We start from the raw sequence: 25,003 nt of genomic DNA, 5'->3' as shown, positions 1-25,003 counted from the left end.
CGCAGTGGGATGATCCACTTACCGACCGTTCGTTCTGTAAATGGTACACGGGAGTCCGTGGGTGCGCATCCAGTTACAGGACGGTCACCCCCAGGTGCGCGGCCATGAGCGGCGCGAGGAGTCCCAGCTGGTAGTCGTCTATGACCATGCCGGCCAGGCTCCCCAGTCCGCTGACCCTGCGGAATTCCGTACCCCTGAGGTCGAAGTCCTTCAGCTTGGCTCCGGTCAGGTCCAGCGTTCCCACGGTGCAGTCCACGAGCTTCACGCGGGTTGCCACGGCGGCACCAAGGTCAAGTTCATTGATGATGCAGCCCGTGATCAGCACGTCCGTGAGCTTGGCGCCACGGAGGTTGAGGAAGTCCAGCTTCCCGCCGTCGATCCGGACGGACTGCCAGCCGCTTTCGTACAGTTCCGCGGACCCCAGGCGGGGATTCCGGAACTCCACCTCCTGCCAGGTGCTGCGGGCGCCCCTGAACACCGGCGCATACAGCTCCGCGAGGATACAGTCGCGGAACGAGGCGCCGCGGAGCTGGGTCTCGTTAAAGGACGGGGCATCGAATTCGCATTCGGCGAAGACCGCACCTCCCAGGTCCAGTCCCTCAGCCGCGGGACGGCTGAACCGCGCGTTCTCATGCCTCCCGCCGCGCCGGAACTCGTGTTCCGGATGGTCCTCGAGGTCCTGCAGCCCCACGGGGGAAAGCCGGGGCGGAACCACTTTGGCCACACCCCTGCCGCGCACTTTATCCATGGCCCGAGCCTAGCGGCGGGCACCGACAAGGAACAGCGCGGGCAAGCCGGGGACTTGAAATAGTAAGCAGGCTTTGCTTATCGTGAAAGGGCACGGTTGATCGACGGAAACGAAAGGAGGCCGGAACCATGGGCCTCGGAGACAAGATCAGTAACGCGGCAGAGGACCTTGGCGGCAAGGCCAAGGAAGCTGCAGGCAACGTGACCGATAACGACCGTCTGAAGGCAGAAGGCCAGGCCGACCAGGTCAAGGCAGATGCCAAGAAGGTCGGCGAAAATGTCAAGGACGAGTTCAAGCGGGACTAGTTCCTTGCTGGTGCAGCCGTAGCGAACGGCGTGCTGCAGCAGCCCGACGGCGGTGGATCCAGTGGATCCACCGCCGTTTCGCTGTCCAGACGACATCCATTGCCGAGTACATGCCGTTTTGGGGCCTCATAACGGCACCTGCTCAGCAATCGATGGGGTTTACCAGCCGCTGCGGGTGGGAGTGTGTCCCTTCCGGGAATCCTCGGGCATGGTCATTTCTGCCCGGAGGCCGAGCAGGCGGACCGGGCGGCCCGGCTCGATTTTCGACACCAGATCGAGCGCCGTCGCCAGGACGACGGCGGGATCCGGCGTCGCCGGGATCTTCCGGCCGAAGGTGGTGGTGCTGAACGGGGCATACCGCACTTTCAGCGTCAGGCCAACCACCGGCCGTCCCTCGGCAGCGACATCCTCCAGTACCCGCGCAGCCAACTCCCTGACGGCGTCGTCAATTTCTGCAGCATCTGTCAGGTCGTGCTGGAAGGTGGTCTCACGGCTGTGGCCCCGCGCCACCCACGGGGTATCGTCGACCACCCGGGCACCATCACCCCGCCCAAGCTGGGCGTACCAGGGACCCATTTTGGGGCCGAACTCCGGGACAAGGTCATTGGGGTCCACAGCTGCGAGGGCAGCAACGCTCTTGATGCCCAGGCTGGCCAAGCGCTGCGATACCTTGGTTCCCACGCCCCACAGGTCAATCGTGGGCCGGTCACCCATCACGTCGAGCCAATTGCCTTTCGTAAGCCGGAATATGCCGGCAGGCTTGCCGAACCCGGTGGCAACCTTGGCGCGGACCAGGGTGTCGCCGATGCCGATGCTGCAATGGAGCCGCGTTTCCGCCAGGACGGCCTGCTGGAGTTGCCGGGCCCAGGCCTCCGGATCCGTTGACTCGATGCCAACGAATGCCTCGTCCCAGCCGAGCACCTGAACGGTGGCTCCGGCCTGCGAGCGCAGCACGGCCATGACCTTCTCAGATGCCTCCAGGTACGCCTCCTGGTCCACGGGCAGGATGACCGCGTCCGGCACTTTCCGCGCGGCGATGCGCAGCGGCATTCCCGAGCCCACGCCGTAGGCCCTGGCCTCATAGGAGGCAGTGGACACCACTGCCCGTTCGGCGGGATCACCACGGCCGCCCACGATCACCGGCCTGCCCGCGAGTTCAGGCCGGCGGAGCACCTCGACGGCAGCGATGAACTGGTCCAGGTCCACATGCAGCACCCATGGTTCGCTCACATGCCCCAGTCTGCCCCGGGCCGGCGGCGCAGGCCACCTTTTCCACAACGCAAAGGCGGGACTTCCCCGGGGCGCCGGTTAGCCTTGGCCGATGACCATCGTTGACCTGGGCGCCGAAAGCGCCGCCGCGGGCGGCTCCCCCCGACTGCGCGGCTACCTGGCCGTACCTGACGGGCCGGGCCCTTTCCCCGCCGTCGTCATGATCCACGAGGTGTTCGGCCTCGATGACCAGACCCGCCGGCACGCGGACCGGCTGGCCCGGGCCGGCTACCTCACGCTGGCGCTGGACCTGTTCAGCGACGGCGGCCGGCGGCGCTGCCTGGTAGGAACCATGCGTGCCATGGCGGCCGGGACGGGCCGGCCCTTCGTTGACATCGCCACGGCGCGAAAATGGCTTGCGGACTCTGAACTGGGCAACGGCAGGACCGGGGTGATCGGCTTCTGCATGGGTGGCGGATTCGCACTGCTGGTGGCACGGGACGGGTTCGACGCCGTCTCCGTCAACTACGGGCGGCTTCCGGGCAAGCAGCAGGAGGACCTGGAGGAAGCGCTGCGCGGAGCCTGTCCCATCGTGGCCAACTACGGCAGTGCCGACAAGTCCCTGAAGGGGGCCGCCGCCCGGCTCGAAACAGCGTTGGACCAGCTGGGCATCGAGCACAGCGTCAAGGAATTCCCTGCGGCGGGCCATTCTTTCCTCAACGATGAAGAGCTGGGTCCTGCACTCCTCCGGCCGCTGATGCGGGTCATGGGCGTGGGCCCGGACCCGGATTCTTCGCCCGAAGCGTGGCGCCGCATTGAGGACCACTTCGCCACGTACCTGAAGGGCCAATCTCCATCGATTGCTCCGTAGCTGCCCTTTAGAGCGCCCAAAACGGCAGCTACGGAGCAATCGATGGAAAACGCCGACGGCGGGCCGCCCACCAAATGGGGCGTCCCGCCGTCGACCTTTGTTCCCGGGGGAACGCCAAGCTAGCTGAAGAGCTCGCTCTTGGGCTGGTTGTTCTTGACCTTCTGCCAGCCCAGCCACAGGACCACCGCAAAGAACGGAATGGTGCCAAGGGTCCACAGGCCCAGGTAGAACACCTCGCCGGACTTGCTGGTCATGGTGTCGAAGCCGATCAGGACCGTGATGGCCAGCAGCCCCACCAGACCGGCCCAGCTGGTCCACGGCGAACCGGGCATCGCCAGGCCGGAGGTGACACCCTTGCGCCGGCGCAGCACGATCTGGCTGGCAAAGATGGAACCCCAGCAGAAGATCACGCCGATCGAGGCGGTGTTCAGGGCGAGATCGAACGCGTGCGAGCCGCCCAGCCAGATGTTCAGCATGATGCCCACCAGGTAGAACGCCGCGATGGCGAGGATGGCCGCGTACGGAACGTGCCGCTTGGACATCCTGGTGAGCCACTGGGGAGCGTGGCCATTGTTGGCCATGGTGCGGAACACGCGGCCGATGGAGTACAGGCCGGAGTTGCAGGAGGACAGTGCGGCGGTGATCACGATCATGTTCATCACGTCGCCCACCCAGCCGAGGCCCATCTGGCCAAACACGGTGACGAACGGGGACGTGCCGGCCTTGTACTGGTCGGACGGCAGCAGCATGGCCAGCAGGGTCACCGAACCGACGTAGAACACCACAATGCGGAGTACGACGGCGCGGATCGCCTTGGGCACTTCACGTTCCGGGTTCTGCATCTCGCCGGCGGTGATGCCCACCAGTTCGATGCCGTTGTAGGCGAAAATCACGGCGTTCAGGACCAGGACCATCACCAGGGCGCCCTTGGGGAACATTCCACCCTCAGCGGCGAAGAGGTTGGCCACCGATGCGTGGCCGTCGCCCACCTGGGCGTTGGTGACCACCATGAAGGTGCCCACGGCCAGGAAGATCAGGATGGCGCCCACCTTGAGGCAGGAGGCCCAGAATTCGAACTCGCCGAACGCCTTAACGCTGAGCAGGTTGACGGCAACCAGCAGGACCAGGGCTGCGATGGCTGAGGCTTCCACCGGGACGTTGGGGAAGAAGAACTGGAAGTAGAGGCCGATCGCGATCAGTTCGGCGATGCCGGTCATGCCCCAGTTGATGAAGTACATCCAGCCGGAGAGGTAGGCGCCCTTCTTTCCGAACATCTCGCCGGAGTAGCTGACGAACGAGCCGGAGGTCTGGCGGTACATGATGAGTTCGCCCAGGGCCCGCATGAGCAGGTAAGCGATCACGCCGGCGATGGCGTAGGAGAAGATCAGGGCGGGGCCGGTGGAGGCGAGGCGGCCGCCGGCTCCCATGAAGAGGCCGACGCCGATGGCGCCGCCCATGGCGATCATGGTTACGTGGCGCCTGCCCAGCGTCTTGCTGTAGCCCTCGGCGCTGAGGGTGGGGTCGGCGACGGCGGTGGATGGTGCCGTGCTGTTCTTGAGGTCTGTGGGGGTACTTTGAGGCACAACTGTTCCTTGTGGGTTGGGGGTTGGCCGCATCCGGACTTCGTATGATCGAGCTCACAAAATTCGGCTTTAAGGTCTTTGCACCTGCAAATGTGAGCGCGGATCCTCGAACTGCCGAAGCTTCACGCGGCCTGACCATCTTACAAGACGGTGCGGGGTGGTACGTGACGCGCACTACATGCACCCGGCGGCGATAGGCTGGCGGAATGGCAACAGTCCACCGCTTACCGCCCGCTCCGCAGCCGCAGCTGTACCGTTTTTCCCGCCTGGACGCGGCCACCCTGTTCCTCTACGTTGCCATCGCCGGGTTCTTCGCAGCTGCCGGCGACCTGCTAACCCCGTTCCTCCGGCAGATCGCCCCGTCGCCTGCCGCCGCGTCGTATGCCGTGAACCTGTTGTTCTATGCCTCGGTGGGAATACTGGCGCTGCTGGCGGCCCGCAAGGTTGTGGTCCGCGATCTCAGGGTCCTGGCTACCCGGCCCTGGTTTACGCTGCTGATGGTGCCGGCAGCCGTGATCGCCATGATGATCCTTACCGCTGTTGTGGTGGCCGCGAACGGGCAGGTGGAGACCTCCGCAAACCAGGCGGGACTGCAGGCACTCATGCAGCAGGTCCCCGCGTGGCTCATGGTTCCGCTGCTGGTGGTGGTGGGCCCGTTTGTGGAGGAATACATCTTCCGCCACCTGCTGATCGGCAAGCTCGGCAGACGCCTCAACATCTGGATCTGCTGCGCCCTGTCCGTGGTGCTGTTCGCAGCGCTTCATATCGTGGGACAGGAAGCGATTACCCTTACTGCCCTGCTCCCCTACCTGGCGATGGGCGCCACACTGGTGTTCGTTTACATGTGGACCGGGAAGAACCTCATGTTCTCCTACTTCGTCCACGCCGCCAAGAACCTGCTGGCAGTGATCCTGGTCTACGCCATCCCGCCGGAACTGTTTGAGCAGATGCAGAACATCCAGGCATAGACCGGCGTCAGCCGCGGACGGTGTACCCCCGGAACGTGAACCCGTGGCTGCCAACGGTCCGGCCGGCGATGTAGACCTTCACGCCATCGGAAGCATTGGTGCCGTTGAGGTAGCGGTAGCCTTCACCGGGGTTGTAACCGGCCGGCGCATCCGGGTCCAACGGCAGCCCCGGCCCAAACTCGATGACGTGGTTACCCACGCGGTAGGAGCCGGTTCCGGTGGTCAGCTGGAAGGTCCCGGTGGCACCCACTGGCTGGACGCCCTCGAGCACCCCGCCCGGCCGGAATGTCAGTTCCAGGGCAAAGGCGGTGTGGGTGCCCGTAAAACCGATATCCAGGCCAACCTGTCCACCCTCGGCATGGACCACGATCTCCGTGCCCAGCCGGTGCACGTCCCTTGGCCGCGCGCTGAACTCCATGCCGGCGCTGAACCTGCCTTCATGCTCCAGCACGTAGATCCCGTCCACGCGCCGTTTGTCCCCCGGCAGGGGCTGGTAGAAGTTTGCCTCCAGCTCTTCGGAAAGGACCAGGGAACTGCCGCGCCGGACAGTGTGCTGGCTGCGGAACGGCCCCAGGTCGAAGAAGCTCCTGGACAGCCGGACGTCGGACAGCAACGCTGCGCCGTGTCCGAAGCGCAGGAATGTGGGGTTTGTAGCAAGCCCCGACCCCGCTCCGGGATCCAGTGGGTCGCAGCCGCCAAACACGGTGGCCACGCTCCCGGCCGACCGGAAACGGTAGGCGCCGCAGCTGTCCAGGGAGGCTTCCGCCGGCGTCAGGGCCGGCGGCGGCGGCGACGCAGCGTCAAGTGATCGTGGGGCATCCGGCGCCGGCGCGGCTTGCGGCGCAAACGTGACGGACAACGGCGGTGCGGCTGGAAGTGCCCCGGCCAGGAAAGGATCCGTCCTGGTCAGCCCCAGCAGCTTGGCGGGTTCGTGGAGGGGAAAACCGGCCAGCCAGCCGGCCGCAGCGGCGAAGTCGCCACGTCCGTCCTGCACGGCAAAGCGCCTGTAGAGGTACAGGAACGGCGCGGCGCTGAAGGCCATCCACTGGTCCTGCCGCCTGGAGAACACCGACTCCACGGTGCCGTCCGGGCTGAACCATGGCAGGAAGGCGGTGAGGTTCCGCCGGACGTGGTCCAGGAGTTGGGGCCGGTCTGTGCTGTCCGCAATGGTCAGCAGGGAGGGATTGGTGACCGCCGTGGCGTACAGCGGACTCCGTTCCGAGTACATGCCATCCGGCAGCTGGTCGATTCCTTCGGCGAGCCATTGTCCGATCCGCTCCCCGATCCCCGCCCGCGGCTGGATCCCGTTGATTTGGGCCAGGGCCGCGCAGAGTTCCCAGCGGTGGTTGGGTGTGTGGACACCGCCGGCCACCATCGCGTCAACGGATCTGGAAACGATGGCAGCCAGGCGGGCGTCCGCTTCCTCCAAAAGAGGCCCCGCGTCGGCCAGGCCGCGGATCAGCCGCAGCGTGAGGCAGGCATCGTTCAAGGTGAAGGCTGAGTCCGGCGGTGAACAGAGGTTGGTGCCATCAAACAGGCCGGCGGGGCCCTGCAGTGCTTCCAGCCGGTCCAGGCACCGGCCCATCGCCGGACCCAGCCGTTCCTGCCGGTGGAATCGGGAGCCTGGATCGGTAAAGACGGCCGCCATGGCCAGCAGCCTGGCCATGGCGGGCCGGTGCGCCAAAGCCGTGACGTCGTCGTCGTGCGTTGCCAGGAACGCCGCAACCTCCTGGTCCGCCGCCTCCACGACCCGCTCCAGGAAAGATGTGTCCACTGTTGCTGTCTGCAATGTTGCTGCCTCTCGCTAATCCTTCAGGCCGGCGCTGACGTCCGCGTTCAGTACGTACTTCTGGAAGACAAAGAACACCAGGACCAGCGGCAGAAGGGAGATCACGGATGCACCCAGGAGCACCGGCCAGTCGATGTTTTCCGCACCCACAATGCTCCGGAGAGCCACCTGCAGGGTGTACCACTTGGGATCGTTCAGCACGATCAGCGGCCAGATGTAGTCGTTCCAGCGCCATTGGAAGGAGAAGATGGCCAGCGTGAACAGGATGGGCTTGGAGAGCGGGAGCATGATCCGGAAGAAGATGGCCAACTCTCCCGCGCCGTCGATCCTGGCGGAATGCAGCAGGTCGTCCGGAACAGTGAGGAAGAACTGCCGGAACATGAACACGCCGGTTGCCGTCAACACGGACGGGACGATGATGCCCGCCAGCGAGTTGTACAGCCCCAGGTCCCGGATCACCGAGAACGTGGGGTTCAGGATGACCTCGGTGGGCAGCATGGTGGTGGCCAGGATGCAGACGAAGAACAGCCTGGTTCCCCTGTTGTTGTACTTGGCCAGGGCGTAGCCGGTGCAGGCACTGAAGAAGACCGTCAGCACCGTGGTCACGATGGACACAGTGGCCGTATTCAGGAAGTACTGGGCAAAGTCCACCCGTTCCCAGGCATCGACAAAGCCCTGGAACGTCCATTCGCGGGGAATCATGGACAGCGGGTAGCTGAACAGCTCGCTGCCGGGCTTGAACGAGCTGAGCAGGAACCAGAGCAGCGGCAGCGCGTACAGGGCGGCGATCAGCCACATCAGGACGGTCAGCGGGAGTGATGCCTTGGCGCGGAGTTCAGTATTTCCCGGCCGGTGGCGCGTTTTCCGGCTGCCGTGCGTTGCGGAGGCCCGCTCTACACCCAGGGCGGGTTCCTCCGCCACGGCGGGAGGCAGGTTGGCAGCTGTTGCCATGGGTCAGCCCTTCTTCCGGTTGAACCGCAGCTGGATGAGGGCGATGGCCAGCAGGACAACCATCAGCACCATGGAGGCCGCGCTCGCGTAACCCACCTTCGACTGCTCGAAGCCGGTTTTGTAGATGTACTGCACGATCAGGGTGTTCTGCGTCCCCGGGCCGCCTCCAGTCAGTGCCTGGATCATGGCGAACTCCTTCATGGCGTGGATGGTGGAGAGCAGGATGACCATGAACGACGTCGGCGCGATGCCCGGCAGGGTGACGTTGCGGAAGCGCTGCCAGGCGTTGGCGCCGTCCAGCTCTGCTGCCTCGAGGAGGGACTCCGGAATGTTCTTCAGCGCCGCAATGAACAGCAGCATGTTGAAGGCGGTGCCGCCCCACGCCGACGCGAAGATCACGACGGCCAGCGCCAGGTTACCGTCGCTGGACCACGGCAGCGGGTTCCCGCCGAAGGTGGAGATGACAAAGTTCACGAACCCGAAGTCCTGGCCGAACAGCCACTTCCAGATGACGCCCACCACGATGGGCGAAATCAGCCACGGCAGGAAGATCACCATCTTTGCCGCGGTGCGGCCGCGGACCGCCTTGCTGACCAACAGAGCGGCGACGCCCAGGGAACAGAGGTAGACCAGCGGAACGGACAACACGGTATATACAAAGGTCCGGCCCAGCGCCGCGTAGAAGCCGGCATCGGCGAAGAGCTTCTGGAAGTTGGCGAGGCCGATGAAGTGCAGTTTGCCGATCCCGCGGTAGTCCGTGAAGGAGTACAGCAGCCCCAGCGCCCCCGGCCAGACGAAGAACACCAGGAAGAGGACAACGTTGACGCCGATCAGGACCAGCGGGGCGACGACGTAGCGGTTTCGGCGCTTCTGTGCGGATTTGCTGCGGACAGGCGCCGGCGCCGGTGCGTCCGGCGCCGCCGCAGTGCTGATGGTTGGTTGCGCCACGGGATCAGGCGCCGTTGTAGAGCTTCACGATGTTGTCCACCGTGGTCTTTGCGTCCTGGCCGCCGGAGAGCATCTTGACGGTCTCCTCGCGCAGCGGGTCGCCGGAGAACGGCGTCTCGGCGTAGGCCTCGGCCACCACGCGCTTGATGGCGTTGTCGCCCTTGGCCTGGTTGCCGGAGATCTGCTGCTGGTACAGCTCAAAGGAGGGCTGCTGGAACTGGTACTCCACCTTGAGGTCCTTGGCAGGCAGGTATCCTCCCAGCTGCGCGAACTCGATGTAGTTGGCGTCCTGGTAGAACCAGTCAATGAACTTTTTGGCTTCCTCGTCCGCACCTGTGTCCTTGAACGCGACCATGAACCCGCCGCCAAGGTTGGTGGCGTTGACTTCCTTCTTCGGCAACGGGACCGACAGCCATTCGAAGTCCTTGATGTTCTTGTTGAAGTCCGCAACCTGCCAGCTGCCGGAGTAGTAAGCGGCAACCTGGCCGCTCTTGAACATGGCGTTGCCATCCTCGCCGCTGAGCCAGACGGACTTGGGCATGGTCTGGTCATCGTTGATCTTCCGGAAGTACTCCAGGGTCTCCACGGCTTTGGCGTCGCCGGCGTATTTGCCGTTTTCCTTGGCGAAGGCCGTGCTGCCGAACTCGTACATCATGGCGCGCAGGCGGTGTCCGGAACGGTCCATGACCACGCCGTACTTAGCTCCGGCCTTCTCGCGGACCTGGTTGACGGCGCCGATGAATTCGTCCCACGTCCAGGTGTTCCCGATCGCCGTCGGGTATTTGACTCCCGCCTTATCGAACAGGCTTTTGTTGACGAACAGTCCCACGGCGGTGAGGTCGGACGGGATGGCTGGGATGATGCCGTCCGGGGACTCCTGGAGGTACTTTTCGTCTATTCCGTGGGACTTGGCAATGTCCGTGAGGTCCTGGAGCTGATTGACCCACAGCGGGTCAATGCTGGTCACACGGGCCAGCGCCGGGAGGTCGTTTGCCGTGGCTGCGTTCTTCAGTTTGGTGGTGATGTCAGCCGTGGGAACGTCCACCACTTCGATGGTGATGCCGGTGGCTTCCTTATACTTCTTCGCCGCCGCGGCAAACGCGCCTCCCTGGTTGGTGTCGCCGGACAGGATGAGCTGCAGTGTCTTGGCGCCTCCGTCAGAGGACCCGCCTCCTCCCCCACAGGCCGTGAGGCCCGCGGCCAGGGCTGACAGCCCGAAGGCCGTCAGGCCGAACTGGCGGCGGCTGATGCTGGAGATTCTTGTCTTCTCTGACAATGCTCTGTCCTGTCTCTCGGTGTGAGGGAAAACCCTTTCCGAAGAAAACTGTGACCTATGTCATGACATAAAGTCAAGAATACTTTTCAGCAACCTTGTCGTTCACTCCTCCTTTCCAAGGCATCTTCCGTATCTCCCCGGCCGCCTTTACCGTGGACGGATGGGACTGAATATCCAGATAGTCATCGATTCCGCCAGCCCTCACGAACTCGCTGATTGGTGGGCGGAAACCCTGCAGTGGGCAGTGGAACCCCAGGACGCCGCGTTCATCCGGTCCATGATCGACCAGGGCTTCGCCACGGAGGACCAGACCATGCTGCACCGCGGCAACCTGGTGTGGAAGGACGGCGCCGCCATCCGGCCGCCTGAGGAAATCGAGGCCAAGGCACCCGCCCAGCGCATGCTGTTCCAGACGGCGCCCGAAGGAAAAACGGTGAAGAACCGGGTGCACTGGGACGTCAGGCTGGACGGCCGGGACAAGGACGAGGTTCGGCGCGAGCTCGAGGCACGCGGCGCCTCCTTCCTCTGGTCCGCGCGCCAGGGCCCGCATTCCTGGCACACCATGGCGGACCCCGAGGGCAACGAGTTCTGCATCAGCTGATGCCGATTACTAGACTTGGACGGTGAGCAACCAGATCCCCGCCCCGGTGTCCGACGTCTTCGATCCCACGCGCTGGCGGGTGGTCTCCGGCTTCGAGGACTTCCAGGACATGACCTACCACCGGCAGGTGGAGCGGGATTCCGACGGCGGCTGGGTGCGTGACCTGCCCACGGTCCGCATCGCATTCAACCGGCCAGAGGTCCGCAACGCGTTCCGGCCGGGCACCGTGGATGAGCTCTACCGCGCCATGGACCACGCCCGGATGACGCCCGACGTCGCCACCGTGCTGCTGACCGGCAACGGCCCCTCCCCCAAGGACGGCGGCCACTCCTTCTGCTCCGGCGGCGACCAGCGAATCCGGGGCAGGGACGGCTACCGGTATGCCGACGGCGAGACGCAGGAAACCATCGATCCCGCCCGCGCCGGCAGGCTGCACATCCTGGAAGTCCAGCGGCTCATGCGCACTATGCCCAAGGTGGTCATCGCCGTCGTCAACGGCTGGGCAGCAGGCGGCGGGCACTCCCTGCACGTCGTCGCTGACCTCACCATCGCGTCCCGGCAGCACGGCAGGTTCAAGCAAACGGATGCCACGGTGGGAAGTTTCGACGCCGGCTACGGCTCGGCGCTGCTGGCCCGGCAGGTGGGGCAGAAGGCCGCCCGGGAGATTTTCTTCCTGGCCCGCGAATATTCCGCTGAGGACATGGTTCGGATGGGTGCCGTGAACGAGGCGGTGGACCACCAGCGGCTGGAGGAAGTGGCCCTGGAGTACGCCGCGGACATCGCCCGCCAGTCCCCGCAGGCCATCCGCATGCTGAAGTTCGCCTTCAACCTCGCGGACGATGGCCTGGCCGGCCAGCAGGTGTTCGCCGGTGAGGCTACCCGCCTGGCATATATGACGGACGAGGCCGTGGAGGGCAAGGAGGCCTTCCTGCAAAAACGCGACCCCGACTGGTCACGCTTCCCGCACTACTTCTAAGGCAGGACAGCACATGAACAGCGAAACTTCCCCTGACCAGGCCCCGGGCGGGCCCCTCAACATCGAACCCGCCCTGAAGGCCCTCGCGGCCGCCCTCCATGGCGAGGGCCCCGCCGTCGAACTGTCCGTCGGCCCCGACGGCAGCCTCGTGGTGGGACACGTGGAAACGCCGGGCTGCGACGACGCCGTGGCCGTGGTCCGCACCTCAGGTTCCACCGGAACGCCCAAGGCGACCGTGCTGACCGTGGAATCCCTGGCGGCCTCCTCCATGGCCACGGCCCTGCGGCTCAAGGGCGAGGGCCAGTGGCTGCTGGCGCTGCCCGTCCAGTTCGTTGCCGGCATCCAGGTGCTGGTGCGGTCCCTGTTCGCCGGCACCCGGCCCTGGGTCATGGACATGTCCGGCGGCTTCACCCCGGAGGCCTTCACCGCCGCCGCGCTGGAACTGACGGACAAGATCAGGTTCACGTCCCTGGTTCCCACCCAGCTGCAGCGGCTCCTGGACGATCCCTCGCCGGACACGCTCGCCGTCCTCCGCCGCTTCAATGCCATCCTGCTGGGTGGCGCCCCCACCCCGCCGGCACTTCTGGCAGCTGCCCGGGACGCCGGGGTCCGGGTGGTGACCACCTACGGTTCGGCCGAAACCTCCGGCGGCTGCGTGTACGACGGCTACCCCCTGGAGGGCGTCTCGGTCCGGGTGGCCGAGGACGGCAGGATCCTGCTCGGCGGGGACACGGTGGCCGCCGGCTACATCGAGGCACCGGACGAGGAAACCGGAACGTTCTTCGAGGAGGACGGCGTGCGCTGGTACCGCACCAGCGACCTGGGCGTCATTGACGACGACGGCCGGCTCACCGTGCTGGGCCGGGCGGACGACGTCATCATCACCGGCGGCGTGAAGGTCTCCGCCGGGCACGTCCAGGAGCAGTTGGAAAAGTCCGACGCCGTCGCCGCGGCTTTCGTGGCCGGTGTGCCATCCGCGGAATGGGGCCAGGCCGTGGCGGCCTTTGTGGCCCTTGCCGGGGAAGGTGCCCGGCACGATGCCGGGGACACCGCCGTCGAGCTCCAGCAACAGTGGCAGCAGCAACTGGGGTTCCTGGCGCCCAAAACCGTCCTCACCGCACCGGTCCTGCCGATGCTGCCCAACGGCAAACCGGACCGGCTCGCCATGACCGCCGAACTCAGCGCCCTGCACGGGGGAAAGTAGAGTTGGACCTGCACCACCGCGGCGGGTGCGGACGTTCCATCCTGCCGTCTTACCGAAACAACGCGAGGTACTAACCGTGGCCACAGCCGCCCAATGGATCCAAGGCGCCCGACTCCGGACGCTGCCCGCAGCGATCGCGCCGGTGCTGATCGGCACTGCCGCCGCCTACGAAATGGACTCGTTCCTGCTGCCCAACGCCATCCTCGCGGCGCTGGTGGCGCTCCTGCTCCAGGTGGGTGTGAACTTTGCCAACGACTATTCGGACGGCATCCGCGGGACCGACGATGACCGGGTGGGTCCGCTGCGGCTGGTGGGCTCCGGCGCCGCGAAGCCGGAACACGTCAAGTGGGCGGCGTTCGGAACGTTCGCCCTGGCTATGGTGTTCGGCCTGGTCCTGGTGTTCCTCACGCAGGCGTGGTGGCTGATTCTGGTGGGGCTGGGCTGCGTCATGGCTGCCTGGGGCTACACCGGCGGCAGGAACCCCTACGGCTACATGGGCCTCGGCGATCTCTTCGTCTTCGTGTTCTTCGGCCTGGTGGCCACCCTGGGCACCACCTACACCCAGGCCGGACACATCAGCCTGTCCGCGGTCATTGGCGCCATCGGCACCGGCCTGATCGCCACGGCCCTGCTCATGGCCAACAACGTCCGGGACATTCCCACGGACATGCAGGCCGGGAAGAAAACCCTGGCCGTGCGGCTGGGGGACAAGCATGCGCGGGAAAGCTACGTCCTGATGCTCGCCGTCGCCATCCTGCTGGTGGTGATCCTGGCGCCGGGCCGGCCCTGGATCCTGATCGTGCTGCTGCTCATTCCGGCCTGCCTGATGCCGGCCTGGCTGATGATCAACGGTCGCAAGCGCAAGAGCCTGATTCCGGTCCTGAAACAGACCGGCCTGATCAACCTTGGCTACAGCCTGCTGTTCTCACTGGGACTGATCCTCAGCCACGGGTTCTAGCCCTTGTTGTGGCTGCCTTTGGCGTTGTTGATGGTGATGTCCGGGTTGGCGTCAAGCAGCGCGTCCTCGGCGTTGGCGTCCTGGACCTCGCCGGCGGAACGCAGCGGCTTGGCCTTCCCGGAGAAGCGGTGCTGCAGGGCTGCTGCGGCGGCGTCGCGCTGCTTCTGGAAGAACAGGTAACTGATGGCAAAGGCAATGAGCGCGGCGCAGATCACGGACATCAGGACCCCCACCTGCAGAAGCGCAAACAGGGCAAACAGGGGCACGAAGATCGCAAGCCGGATCAGGGAATATTTCAAAAAGGCCACTATTCAAGTTTAGCCGCCTCGGCCAGCGGCCCCTGCGCGTCCTGACGATAGACTTAATGGCATGCTCTTCCGTGTGGCTTTGGCCGTCGCAGTCCTCGTCATCTTCGTGTATGGCCTGGTGGACGTGATTCGCACTGAGGCCCGTTTGACCCGTGGAATTTCGAAACCTGCCTGGATCATCGTGCAGATCGTCCTGCCCGTCCTGGGCGCCATCCTGTGGCTCGTGATCGGCAGGCCGCGCGGCACGGCGGAGCCGCGACCCAGCTACCCGCATCCCACTGCACCGGACGATGATCCGGATTTCCTCCGCAACCTTGAGGCCCGCCGGCGCAACCAGGCCGAGGCGGAGCGCCTGAAGAAGCTCCGCGATGACCTGGAGGCTAAAGCCAAGGAGGACGGCGGCAATGGCCAGCGCGGCACCGATGAACACGATGCCGACGGACTGAAATAGGGCCTGTGGCGTTCCAACCCGGCGGAGATGAGGGGCGCCCGCCGCCTCCCCCACCGAGGCCCGGCCTGTCCTACTCCGCGCCGCCTCCCATCCCCGTCACTCCCCCGGTGCCCCGGGTTGTCCGGACGGCCCGCACGCTTTGGGTTCTCAGCTTCGCCGCGGGGCTGGCCGTCCTGCTGGGATCCTTCCTGGCCCGTGACTCCAACCTGCAGCGGCTCCGTGGCGTGGTGGCGGACATGGCGGCGGGCAGCGACGCCGGATCGGTGGGTACCGCGGCGGAAATCGTGTTTTGGGGCAGCATTGCTGCCCTGTTGCTGGTGACCGCGCTTGAAGCAGCTTTCCTGGGCGCGGTGCTGGGCCGCCGGAACTGGGCACGCTGGGTCCTGCTGCTGCTGCTGGCCGCCCACGTTCCCGTCCTGCTCCTGGCATCGGCCTTCCTGGTCCCCAGCGGCGCCGAGGGCAGCTACGTGGTGATGGCTTGGGGCGCCGGCCTCCTCCTTGCCGCCGCCGGGCTGGTCCTTCTGTTCCTGCCGGCCGCCGGAGCGTGGCTGAAACGGAAACCTGCCTGACGCGGGAGCCTGCCGGAAACGGGAGCCCAGCAGGCTTGGGACCTGCCGCACTACGCCGACTGGGCCCGCCTGTCCCTGACCGCGAAATCAGCCAGGACGCCCTCGCAGCTGCGGATCACGACCCGACAGACCTCAAGGGCGGATCTGGGAGTGAGCGGGCTTTCAGCAGCCCTGCGCCAACGTGCCAGGCAGCGCCGCGCCTCGGCGGCCAGCAGATCCGGGCTGGAGTCAGCCGCCAGGCCCAGTCGCAGATCCGGAGCCGTGCCGTGGCCGCCAATGATCCGTTCGGCTTCCGCCGCCAGTTCGGGGGCAAGCTCCACCCCGGTGGTCCGCAGGGCTGCCAGCAGCCGTAGCTCACGGAACTCATGTGCGTTTGCCTGCAGCCGCTCCAGGGACGCCGCCAACTGTTCCGATCCATCGCGGGGGCGGCTGTCCAGGAGGTTCCCCACCGCAACCAGCGCGGTCCTGGCCTTGAGCGCCTCTGCCCGCGCCTGGAACTGCCGGTCCAGCACCTCCAGCAACGGGTCCAGGCCGCTGCGGCGGGCCAGTTCATGGGCCAGCGGCGTTGGTTCCGGGTATCCGTTGCGGATGAGGACCACGGCCAGCCGGATACCGAAAAGCCCGTAGCGCGCCAGGAGTGACCGCCGTGCTTCTTCCGTCAGTCCTTCAGGTTCCCTGGACCGGCGGAACCTGTCGGCCGAAAGCATCATCCGTTCGCGCGCGGCCCGGTCCAGGGTGGCCAGCAGTTGGAGGGCCTCGAAGTCCGGCTGGCGAAGGGTACGGGCGCTCTGGGCGAGCAGTCCGGCGACGGGGACAACGCCCAGTGCCAGCTTCCGGAGGTTGGGGTCCCGGCTGTACCTTTCTGCGATGGTGCCGGCGGACAGCAGGGAGTCGATGCGGCCGGCCCCCACCTCGTCGGCCCGGGACAACACCGCGAGGGCGTTGACCGTACCCGAGCGGCCGGCCCCGGTGTCCTGGAAGGATTCAAGGAACCGGAGGTCGGACGCGTGCAGGTGGCGCATCAGGTAGATGACGGCATCAGCTTCCGACGCCGAGTCTTCCGGAGTGAGAAACCTTACGGACCGTGCCGACACGTCCTGTGAGAGGGAGGCGATGCCGGGGGTGTCGATCAGCGTCATGGCCTGCAGGGCCGGCGCCGGCCATTCGACGTCGAGCCGATCAACGTCTTCTGCCTGGACGCCGTCAAGGACGAAGACCAGGCGCCCGTCCACGCGCTTCAACGGCAGGTTCCGGGGCTCCCCCGTGATGGGGTGGAGGGTGATGCGGGGAGTGTGTCCGTGCCGGTACCAGGTGACGATCCGGGTGCATTCCCCGGTGTCAGTGGGCGCGATTTCCTCACCGATGATGGCATTGAGGAGCGTTGACTTTCCTGCCTTCACCATGCCGGCAACCGCAATCCTCAAAGGCTCCGCCAGGCGCCGCGCATAGCCGCGCAGCACAGCGGCGGCCTGCGGGTCGTCACCGTAAACCTCCAGCGCTTCCCGGATCAGCCCAGCTGCCCCTGCAGTAGTGGACGGCGTCATCCAACCCCCGCCCCGCTGCGGGTCCCGGCTGCAATTACCTCCGCGGCCACGGCCTTCGCGGCCCGGTGCAGCGCATCCACCTTTTTGAGTTCGCCCCTGATGTCCCGGATGCGTCCTTCCCTCTCCTGGGCATACGATGCGGCAGCCTTCTGGGCCGCGGCCACCGAATCAGACAACGACCTGTGGTACTCGTCGGCGATCTCGGTGAAGTGGTCCCGGATGGTCCGCTGAACCAAACGCAGCCTGTCCTTCAGCTGCTTTCCCACCTGGAACGTCACGTCGTCGAGCTGGCGCCTTACCAGCGCTTTCGCCTCGCCCTGGCGCCGCTTGAGCCGCGTTTCCTTGTCCTCCCGGTAGGCCTTCCGCCCCAGCAGCAGTCCGGCGCCCACCGAGAGCGGATTGATCAGTGCCATCCCGAAAATTCCCGTCAGGAGGCCAAACATCAGGACGCCACCATAGGACCCGCGCATGCCGATCAGGACTTTCTGGACCGGGTTCACGCGGCCCGGATCCAGTCCCGGCATCTGGTCCACCGGATCCAGGGCGTCCCCTGAGTCGGCCACGTGCAATACGGGCAGCGATACTTCGTCGGCGGCGAAGTGATCGGCCACCTGGGCGGCCAGCCATTGCGACCGCTCGCTGGTCCAGACGAAGGTGTCCGAGATGGCAGCGGCGACGCACTCTTCGAGCCACTGGGAGAACTGCGGCCAGACCGGTCCGGGATCGCCCTGGTCGATGGCCGTCTCCGCTTCCCGCTGGATCCGGCGCAGGCGGTCCCGGAGGTCGTACTCCATGTCGGCAATGAGGTCATTGATGCCGTCGCTGAGGGTCAACTGCCAGCGCGCGGACCGTTTCCGCAGCTCGTCCGCCTCTGTCTTGGCCCGCCCAAGGTCCGCGAGCATCTGCGGCGTACCGGCAGGATTTTCCAGGGCTTCAACCTCGGACTGCAGGGACAGCCGCAGGTTGTCCGTCACGGACAGCAGGTCCTGGCTGACGGACCGGCGCTGGATGCGCTGTGCCTTGCCCACCACATCGTTGCGCAGGTGGGCCACCAGGGCGGGGAAGCCCGATTCTGCGTTGAGCTCGCTGTCCTGGAGCCGGGAGGCCTCAAGCCGGAGGTCCGCTGACAACGGGAACAGCGGAATCTCCGGCGCCACCTGGTCCAGGTGTGTCCTGTCCAGCTCCTCCACCCTGCGCCATTCCGGGTAGAGGTCCGTCTTGGAGAGGACGGCTGCAACGCTGGGGGTGATCCGCATGGCCTGGCGGAGGAACCGCAGTTCCGGCTCCGTGTATTCCTGGGAAGCGTCGGATACCAGCAGCATGGCGTCGGCGGTGGGCAGGGCGGTAAGGGTGGTGAGGGTGTGGGTGGAGCCCATGCCGCCCACCCCGGGGGAATCAATGATGTTCAGGCCCCCGGTGAGGATCCGGCGGGGCAGGCAGACTTCCGCGGCCATGAGTTTCCTGCTGTTGCCCGGGTTGCCCTTCTCCGACACGAGCGCCGGAAGGTCTGCCAGGTCGACGGGCCGGCGCTCAACGCTGCTGTCCCCGCCATCGCCGGCAGCCTCCCCGTCGGGCTGTTCCGGCGCGGGGACCAGCACCGCGGCTGAGGCCGGGTCCCCGTAGCGGACGATGGTGGGCACTGAGGTGGCAATGTCGTCGTCCACCGGGCACACCGGTGCGTTCACCAGGGCATTGATGAGCTTGCTTTTCCCCTGTTTGAACTCCCCCACCACAATGACCCGGATGCTGGGGTCCTGCAGCCGGGCCATGGCCTGGGCCAGCCTCCTGCGCAGGTCCGCGCGATCTCCGCTGCCCACCAGCTGCAGGCCCTCCTCGACGAGCCTCACCAGCTGGCCGGCCGTCGTTGGACCAGGTGCCCTTGCCGGTCCTGCTTCTGCCACAGCCGTCCCCTTTTTCCGTGCGCCGTCGGTACTGCGGGAAGAGCCCGGCAGGAGGTGATTGCCTCCTGCCGGGCTTACCTCCCGGACGCAGTGTGTTGGAACCAGCGTGTTACAGCACGGTGGAGTCGTCAACCACCGAATCGTCAATCGTGGTGTCGTTATCCAGGTCAATATCGGTGTGGGTTGAGTTGTCCTCCGTGAAGTCGAGCTGGTTGTCCGCGACCACCACGTTGTCCTCCACGTTGCTCGTGGCCGAGTTGTCCTGGAAGGAGTCCTCAACATCAACGTCCACCGCCGTGGTGGTGGAGTTGTCCTGGTTGAAGGAGTCCTCCACTGCCGTGGTGGTTGAGCTGTCCTGGTTGAAGGAGTCCTCCACCTCCACAGTGCTTTGCGTGGAGTTGTCCGAGTTGTCGTTGAACGAGTCCTGGACGTCGAGGTCCGTTTCGGTGCTGACGGAGTGGTCGGAATGGTCCGAGTTGTCGGAGTTGTCCGAGTTGTCGTTGAAGGAGTCGTCCACGTCCAGGTCCAGGTCGGTGTTGAAGGAGTCGGCGATGTCCGTCTCCTCGTTGCCGATGTTGACGTCTCCGCCGGCATGGATGGAATTGTCCGTGGACTCGTCGGTGGAGCGGTCGGTGTTGTAGGAATCCCTGATGTTGTTCGAGTCCCGAAGATCGGCGTCGTCGCCGGCGGCCACGGCATGGTCCCCGGCTGCCACCACGGCATGGTTGTCGAACCACTGCTCCACGTCTCCGTCCGCCCAGATGTTTTGGCTGACGGACTGGTCGGTGACGGTGTCCCGGTCGTCCACCATGGTGGTGCTGGTGGTATAGGAGAAGTGGTTTACCACGTGGTGCAGCTGCTGTACCGCATGGGCGTGGTCGTCCTGGTCGTAATTCCTGCCGCCATGCGCGGCCCCCTGGCTTCCGCTGTGGACAGCTGTTGCACCCACGGCATGACCCGCCGGGGCGCCTGCTCCCGCCCACACGTTGCCGGCGCCGGTGTTGTATTCGCGCTCGAACGACGGGGCGTTGACGGTGATGGGTGCATAGTCCAGGACAACAGGCATTGCAGCGTCAACGTCAGCCAGGCACACGTTCCCCAGGCCGTGTTCGGACAACGCCCTCTCCGGGTCATCCAGGAAAGCCTGGATAGCCTTGCGGTTGCCGAAGAGGTGCATCAGGAATTGAACAAGGTCGTTTGCGAGTGTTGGCATATGCGTGGTCCTCACATCTTCGTTGAGTTACGGATCATCCGGTGGAACGTGTCCGGCTGCTTCAAACCTAGGTTCGCTGCCGGAGACAGGGCATCGGGCGCATTCCCCCTACCGGTTGGATCCGCCCCGGGGCGCTCCCGCCTCCGCTGCTAGGGGCATTAGGGACTACTCCTGTTGCGGGTTCATATGCTGGGAATTCTCAACGCCGAGTGCCACCCTTAAACGGGCCAGCAGGTCGGACCGGTTTTCAGCGCCAAGACGGCGACGGATCCGGGCAATGTGGTGTTCTGCCGTCCTGGGCGAAATGTAGATGGCTTCACCGATCTCCCGGTAGGTTTTGCCCTCAAGCACCAGCCTGGCCACTTCCTTTTCCCGCTCACTCAGCCCGGAGCCGTCCGGCTGGTGCGCCCTGCCGCCGTTCTCGACAGCGGTTCCTGTTTGAACCCCGGCCCCGGACATGCCGCCGGTGGGGTTGCCCTGCGGATGCAGGTCCCGGGCGCACGAGAGCAGGCGCATCATGTCCCGCCGCTCGTCGGCCCGTGCGGCAGCGTGTCCGGCCAGCCTTGCGCCTTCCCAGGGCATTCCAACAGCACCCAGCAGCCTGGCCGCACCCTCCACGTCGGAGGTGCGGAAGCGGCCGGCGAGCACCGATACCCAGGCTTTTCCCGCCGTCGCCAGGACTGCGGCCAGCTGGCTGTGGGCGGACGCCCGTGCCAGCGCCGTTGCATGCGGGGCAAGATCGGCGGGGCTTTCATTCAGCAGGGCGGCCTGGACGCCTGCCCAATGCAGGGGAACGGCCCACAGGGCCGGTTCGCCCAGGCGCCCCAGCAGCTTCCATGCCTCTTCCAGGTAATGCGCCACGCGCCGCGTCTCCCGCAGGCGGGCAGCAGCGATCAGCAGTTCCCCCCACGGCAGCAGGTTGTAGAGGTCCACCGACGTATGGAGCATGGCCTCGCGGGCCCGTTCCCATGCCCTGAGGAGTTCCGGCACGTCGCCGTTCCGGCGGGCGAGACCCACCTCGAGTGCCGCGCACATGAACTCGTCGCGCGGGACCAGCGGCCAGTGGTTGGCCTTGGCGGCCTCCGTGGCGGCCAGCCGGGCATCCTCGAGTTTGTCCTGCATCATGCACGCCCAGGCCTGCAGCAGCAGGAGCCTGGGTTGCGCGGCATTGCCTCCCTGCCCTGCAGCGGCGGCAGCCCTGCAGACCGTTTCCGCAAGGTGCGGCTCACCGGTATGCAGGGCCAGCAGGGCTGCCAGGGCGGCTGGTGTTTCCGGCAGCGGAAGTGATGTTCCTGCCGAGTTCAGCATGTCCGAGGCGTGGATCAGCACGGAGATGCCTTGTTGCGGCTTCTCTCCCAGGGATGCAAAGACCCCCTGGCCCGTCTGGACCAGGGTGGCGGCAAGGAGGGTGGGGGACGCTGCCGCTGCCCCGGGCTGGAAGAATGCCTCCGCACCGTCCCGGTCTCCAACCCCTATCAGGACGACGGCGGCCAAGGGCGCTGATACGCCCACCCGCTCCGGCCCCAACCAGCTGTAGACATCGGCTCCGCGGGCCAGCATTCCCCGTTGCGCCCAAACGGAAGCGGCCACGTCCGCACCCCGGCGGGCATCCTGCGGTTCAGTACTGACCAGCAGCGTGTCGATGGTGCGGGCAGCGGCATCAAGCTCGCCATCACCGGCTGCCGCCTGCGCGCGCCGTGCCGCCGTCGCCACCGGATCGGCGCCGGCCAGGAGGGCCTCCTCGTAGAGCTGCGACGAGAGTCTGGGGTTATGCTCCAGCGCACTGTCCGCTGCCAGCTCGAGTTCCGCGGCTACCCGGGCGTCAGTAAGACCTCCGCGGGCCAGGTCGCGGGCAAGATTTCCCAGCCGCTGTCCTGTCGAGGTGAACAAATCCACGAGCTCACGCTGGAGCGCGTGAACCTTGGCAATGGGTGTGGCGGCCAGCAGTGCGTGCTGCGCCGTCCCCACCACAGTGCCGTCCGGCCTCAGCAGCCCTGCGGCCTCTGCCCGGTCAACCAGGGCATCAAGGTCCTCCACCCCGCCGTTGCCGATCTTCTGCTGCAGGTCCGCAGGCAGCGGCCCCGGCAAAGCGAACCCCACTGACAGCGCCAGCAGCAGTTCGCGCACCACGGCGTTGGTGCCCTTCAGCTGCCTGGCCATCAGCTCCGCAGCATTCATCGGGTGCCCCTGGTGGTCCGGTTCCGCAAACCCGGCCTCCAGTTGTTCCTCCCGCTGAAACTGCACGTCCTGATACTGCCCGTCCTGATGCTGCATGTCCTGAAGCTCTGCTCCCTGGATCCGCCCATCCATATCAGGCCGCCGGAGAGGTGGTCGGGGCCGTTTCCACGGCTGCTTCAACAGAAGGGGACGCGGACTCAAGCGGTGTCTCCTGCGTCAATGACGTAGCTGCCACGGCCGCCTCCGTTATGGTCGTCGGGGGATTCGGGTCAGATGTCGGACTTGGGCTGTCCGTCGAGGTGGGGAGGGGCGTTTCCCCTGTGGGCGGAGCGGTCACCGGAGGCGTGGTGGTGCCTCCTGTCCCGGAATCGGTTGGAGTTTCGGTGCCTGAACTCTGCGTGGGTTCGCCCGTACCGCCGGGTTGCTGGGTGTCCGGAGGGGTTCCGGACGCGGTATCTGATGGGGCGTCCGAAGGGGTCCCGGAAGGGGTGTCGGACGGGGAGGTGGGATCCACGGTAACGGCCTCGGGAACAACGGCTGCGCCGTCCGGCGTCCCGCCGGAACCTGCGAGTGGATCGGCGACGGCAGCTCCGCCTGCCACAACAGGTCCGTCCGCAATGGCGCTGCTTCCTGGCCCCGGCCCTTCGCTCGCTGCCTGCCCGGCGTCGGGTGCGGCAGCTGCTTCCAGTCCAGGACCTGGGGCCAGTGGTTTCCTGGCGCTGGCCTCGATTCCTGCAAAGGGGGCGGGGACTCCGGTTGCCGTCGTTGCTTCCCCGGCACCGGCACCGGTGTCGGCAGCGGCTGCATCTGCGCCAATTGAACCGCCCGTAGTGCTGGCCCCGGCCTGCGGCACGAACATGGCCGTCAGGCTGCCAAAGCCGTCCGGGCTTTGGGCGGCAGTAGCCGTGAGGACCGTCAGGACAGCAGCTGCCGCGGCAACAGCAGTCACCCGGACGGTGGGTTTCGGGGCATGCGCGCCCCCGTGCCGTGCACCGCGGACGGTGCCTGGCCCTGCCGGCGCACCTGCCGCCGTCGTATATTTGCGTGACCAGCTGGGCAGGCCCGGGCCGGTTGGCGCGGGAGGCACGTCAGAGAGTACGACGGCGGGTGGAGCCTCCGCGGCCTCCGTTTCGGTGGCTGCCGCCTGGGATTCCGCTGCTTCGGCTTCCGCCGCAGCTGCGGCGTGGGCAAGGACGGCCGCTACGGCGGCGCCCAGGCAGATGGAGGACTTGGGGTCGGCGTCAACGGCGATGGGCCGGTCCAGCTCCTCGGACACTATTTGGGCCACCAGGGGAATCCGGGACGAGCCGCCGATCAACAGCACCGTGGACAGGTCCGCCGGTTCCAGGTGGAGTTGGGCCAGCGAATGCTCCAGGGCCTCCACCGTTTCCCGCACGGGCTCTTCGATCAGCGCCTCGAACTCTGAACGGACCAGGCGCACCTGCTGCTGGACGCCGGGCAGCAGCACCGGAATGCTGGCCTCACTGTCCGCAGAGAGCGCTTCCTTGGCCTCCACGCATTCCCGCCGGAGCCGCGTCAGGGCACCCAGTACCGCCGGATCGCTGGTGTCCAGGTCTTCCAGCGCGTTCCCCGTATGCGCAGCCACGTACCGGAAGACGGCGGCGTCAAAGTCGGCGCCGCCCAGGTCTTCGATGCCCTCCGGACGCCCCAGGAGCTGAAAGCGGCTGCTGCCGGACTTCCTCAGTACAGCGGTGTCGAAGGTGCCGCCGCCGAGGTCGTACACAGCGATGGTGCTGCCTTCCTCCACGCGCACCTGGGAGGCGTAGTGCAGGGCTGCGGCTTCGGGTTCGGGAAGGAGGGTGACGTTCTCCAGGCCATGCGCGGCGAGGGCATCACGGATCACTGACAGGCGGTGGTTGCCCCAGGCCGCAGGGTGGGTCAGGAAAACGGCCGACGCCGGGCCACCTTCGCGTTCGGCGGCCCGGTCAGCCACCCAACGGGCCATGGTGGCGTAGACGTCCTCCGGCTGCAGCGCCAGGGTGCCAAGGACGAAGGGGACGTCGTCGCCAATGCGGCGCTTGAATTCCCGCATCACGCGTTCGGGCGAGTCCAGTCCGCGGCGTTCCGCAGCCTCACCCACCAGGACTGCGCCTTCCTCCGGGTAGTACACCACGGAAGGTACGGATGCTCCACGGGCACCGAGGGGCAGGCACTCGGGCACAGCGGAGGGACCTTGGTGAAATCGAACAACGGCAGCTGCCGTGAAACTGGTCCCGACGTCAACGGCGAGAGCGTAGCTCATGGGTACCTCGGAAAGCTGGTGTTTCACCTGCAAGCTTCATCACAGGGAACGTCACCAACGTAGCATTACGGAAGGACCGGGGAATACCCCTGTTGCTACATCGAATGGTTATTTACCGGGCAGTAGCCGTAACTGAGTGCCGCCACCCGTTTTCGGGTCCAAGAAACCCCGGTTTTAGGGCCGGAAGGC

Annotated in this window: 22 protein-coding genes; 9 read left to right on the top strand and 13 right to left on the bottom strand. The window is 66.1% G+C overall.

All coding sequences use genetic code 11. From position 1 onward, the window contains the following. Positions 1–73 precede the first annotated feature (73 nt). Positions 74–748 carry a pentapeptide repeat-containing protein gene (locus tag ASG86_RS00695; protein ID WP_056328818.1) on the bottom strand — a complete coding sequence of 225 codons (675 nt, stop codon included), beginning with the start codon at positions 746–748 and terminating at the stop codon, positions 74–76. 128 nt (positions 749–876) lie between these two features. Here ASG86_RS00695 and ASG86_RS00690 point away from each other — a divergent pair, with 128 nt between their 5' ends. Next, complete coding sequence (locus ASG86_RS00690) at positions 877–1,053, top strand: CsbD family protein (protein WP_056328815.1); 177 nt, start codon at positions 877–879, stop codon at positions 1,051–1,053. Between the two features lie 159 nt (positions 1,054–1,212). Here ASG86_RS00690 and ASG86_RS00685 read toward each other — a convergent pair whose 3' ends face one another. Further along, positions 1,213–2,283 carry a DNA polymerase IV gene (locus ASG86_RS00685; protein WP_440154447.1) on the bottom strand — a complete coding sequence of 357 codons (1,071 nt, stop codon included), beginning with the start codon at positions 2,281–2,283 and terminating at the stop codon, positions 1,213–1,215. 91 nt (positions 2,284–2,374) lie between these two features. Between ASG86_RS00685 and ASG86_RS00680 the strand changes: the two genes are divergently transcribed. Continuing rightward, positions 2,375–3,133, top strand: a complete 759-nt coding sequence (locus tag ASG86_RS00680; RefSeq protein WP_056328812.1) for a dienelactone hydrolase family protein — start codon at positions 2,375–2,377, stop codon at positions 3,131–3,133. A 119-nt stretch (positions 3,134–3,252) separates the two neighbouring features. Here the strand turns inward: ASG86_RS00680 and ASG86_RS00675 are convergent, their stop codons facing one another. Continuing rightward, positions 3,253–4,716 carry an amino acid permease gene (locus ASG86_RS00675; protein ID WP_056328810.1) on the bottom strand — a complete coding sequence of 488 codons (1,464 nt, stop codon included), beginning with the start codon at positions 4,714–4,716 and terminating at the stop codon, positions 3,253–3,255. A gap of 206 nt (positions 4,717–4,922) precedes the next feature. Between ASG86_RS00675 and ASG86_RS00670 the strand changes: the two genes are divergently transcribed. Then, positions 4,923–5,684 (top strand): CPBP family intramembrane glutamic endopeptidase, encoded by a 762-nt coding sequence (locus ASG86_RS00670; protein WP_056328807.1) that lies wholly within the window; start codon positions 4,923–4,925, stop codon positions 5,682–5,684. A 7-nt stretch (positions 5,685–5,691) separates the two neighbouring features. On the opposite strand, the gene ASG86_RS00665 is transcribed toward ASG86_RS00670, so the two are convergent. The 4 genes from ASG86_RS00665 to ASG86_RS00650 are packed head-to-tail and all read right to left on the bottom strand — an operon-like array spanning position 5,692 to position 10,648. After that, positions 5,692–7,458, bottom strand: coding sequence for a hypothetical protein (locus ASG86_RS00665; RefSeq protein ID WP_235565033.1), 1,767 nt, complete (start codon positions 7,456–7,458; stop codon positions 5,692–5,694). 30 nt (positions 7,459–7,488) lie between these two features. Continuing rightward, positions 7,489–8,424 carry a carbohydrate ABC transporter permease gene (locus ASG86_RS00660; RefSeq protein ID WP_200946079.1) on the bottom strand — a complete coding sequence of 312 codons (936 nt, stop codon included), beginning with the start codon at positions 8,422–8,424 and terminating at the stop codon, positions 7,489–7,491. A 3-nt stretch (positions 8,425–8,427) separates the two neighbouring features. Beyond that, entirely contained in the window at positions 8,428–9,372 is a 945-nt protein-coding gene (locus ASG86_RS00655) for a carbohydrate ABC transporter permease (RefSeq protein ID WP_200946077.1), read from the bottom strand. Positions 9,373–9,376: 4 nt separating this feature from the next. Then, positions 9,377–10,648 carry an ABC transporter substrate-binding protein gene (locus tag ASG86_RS00650; RefSeq protein WP_056328802.1) on the bottom strand — a complete coding sequence of 424 codons (1,272 nt, stop codon included), beginning with the start codon at positions 10,646–10,648 and terminating at the stop codon, positions 9,377–9,379. A 160-nt stretch (positions 10,649–10,808) separates the two neighbouring features. Between ASG86_RS00650 and ASG86_RS00645 the strand changes: the two genes are divergently transcribed. The 4 genes from ASG86_RS00645 (at position 10,809) to ASG86_RS00630 (ending at position 14,387) form a co-directional block, all read left to right on the top strand. Then, a complete protein-coding gene (locus ASG86_RS00645) occupies positions 10,809–11,249 on the top strand; it encodes a VOC family protein (RefSeq protein WP_056328799.1) in 441 nt (146 codons plus the stop codon). Positions 11,250–11,271: 22 nt separating this feature from the next. Beyond that, positions 11,272–12,225: a 1,4-dihydroxy-2-naphthoyl-CoA synthase gene (locus ASG86_RS00640; RefSeq protein WP_056328796.1), complete on the top strand. Its 954-nt coding sequence runs from the start codon at positions 11,272–11,274 to the stop codon at positions 12,223–12,225. Positions 12,226–12,238: 13 nt separating this feature from the next. Next, complete coding sequence (locus ASG86_RS00635; protein WP_056328793.1) at positions 12,239–13,429, top strand: AMP-binding protein; 1,191 nt, start codon at positions 12,239–12,241, stop codon at positions 13,427–13,429. A 76-nt stretch (positions 13,430–13,505) separates the two neighbouring features. Then, positions 13,506–14,387: a 1,4-dihydroxy-2-naphthoate polyprenyltransferase gene (locus ASG86_RS00630; protein ID WP_056328790.1), complete on the top strand. Its 882-nt coding sequence runs from the start codon at positions 13,506–13,508 to the stop codon at positions 14,385–14,387. On the opposite strand, the gene ASG86_RS00625 is transcribed toward ASG86_RS00630, so the two are convergent. After that, positions 14,384–14,695, bottom strand: coding sequence for a DUF4229 domain-containing protein (locus ASG86_RS00625; RefSeq protein ID WP_056328787.1), 312 nt, complete (start codon positions 14,693–14,695; stop codon positions 14,384–14,386). The two genes, ASG86_RS00630 and ASG86_RS00625, sit on opposite strands and share 4 nt — an antisense overlap. Before the next feature lie 61 nt (positions 14,696–14,756). Between ASG86_RS00625 and ASG86_RS00620 the strand changes: the two genes are divergently transcribed. Next, complete coding sequence (locus tag ASG86_RS00620; RefSeq protein WP_056328785.1) at positions 14,757–15,146, top strand: PLD nuclease N-terminal domain-containing protein; 390 nt, start codon at positions 14,757–14,759, stop codon at positions 15,144–15,146. A 5-nt stretch (positions 15,147–15,151) separates the two neighbouring features. Continuing rightward, positions 15,152–15,715 (top strand): hypothetical protein, encoded by a 564-nt coding sequence (locus tag ASG86_RS00615; protein ID WP_235565032.1) that lies wholly within the window; start codon positions 15,152–15,154, stop codon positions 15,713–15,715. A 50-nt stretch (positions 15,716–15,765) separates the two neighbouring features. Here the strand turns inward: ASG86_RS00615 and ASG86_RS00610 are convergent, their stop codons facing one another. The 5 genes from ASG86_RS00610 to ASG86_RS00590 all read right to left on the bottom strand — a co-directional run bounded on the left by ASG86_RS00610 (position 15,766) and on the right by ASG86_RS00590 (position 24,814). After that, positions 15,766–17,259, bottom strand: a complete 1,494-nt coding sequence (locus ASG86_RS00610) for a dynamin family protein (protein WP_056328782.1) — start codon at positions 17,257–17,259, stop codon at positions 15,766–15,768. Next, positions 17,256–19,160, bottom strand: a complete 1,905-nt coding sequence (locus tag ASG86_RS00605) for a dynamin family protein (protein ID WP_056328779.1) — start codon at positions 19,158–19,160, stop codon at positions 17,256–17,258. The genes ASG86_RS00610 and ASG86_RS00605 overlap by 4 nt, the downstream gene beginning before the upstream one ends. A 109-nt stretch (positions 19,161–19,269) precedes the next feature. Next, the gene (locus ASG86_RS00600) at positions 19,270–20,373 is read right to left on the bottom strand and encodes an IniB N-terminal domain-containing protein (protein ID WP_056328776.1); all 1,104 of its coding nucleotides are present in this window, start codon (positions 20,371–20,373) and stop codon (positions 19,270–19,272) included. 165 nt (positions 20,374–20,538) lie between these two features. Beyond that, on the bottom strand, positions 20,539–22,551 hold the full coding sequence (locus tag ASG86_RS00595) for a LuxR C-terminal-related transcriptional regulator (protein ID WP_442854283.1): 2,013 nt from the start codon (positions 22,549–22,551) through the stop codon (positions 20,539–20,541). A 133-nt stretch (positions 22,552–22,684) separates the two neighbouring features. Then, positions 22,685–24,814, bottom strand: a complete 2,130-nt coding sequence (locus ASG86_RS00590) for an Hsp70 family protein (protein ID WP_056329636.1) — start codon at positions 24,812–24,814, stop codon at positions 22,685–22,687. Between the last annotated feature and the right edge of the window lie 189 nt (positions 24,815–25,003).

The organism is Arthrobacter sp. Soil764 (genome assembly GCF_001428075.1).
Classification (GTDB): Bacteria; Actinomycetota; Actinomycetes; order Actinomycetales; family Micrococcaceae; genus Arthrobacter.
The sequence above is the reverse complement of the archived record's forward strand: the minus strand, read 5'-3'. Positions and strand labels throughout refer to the sequence as shown.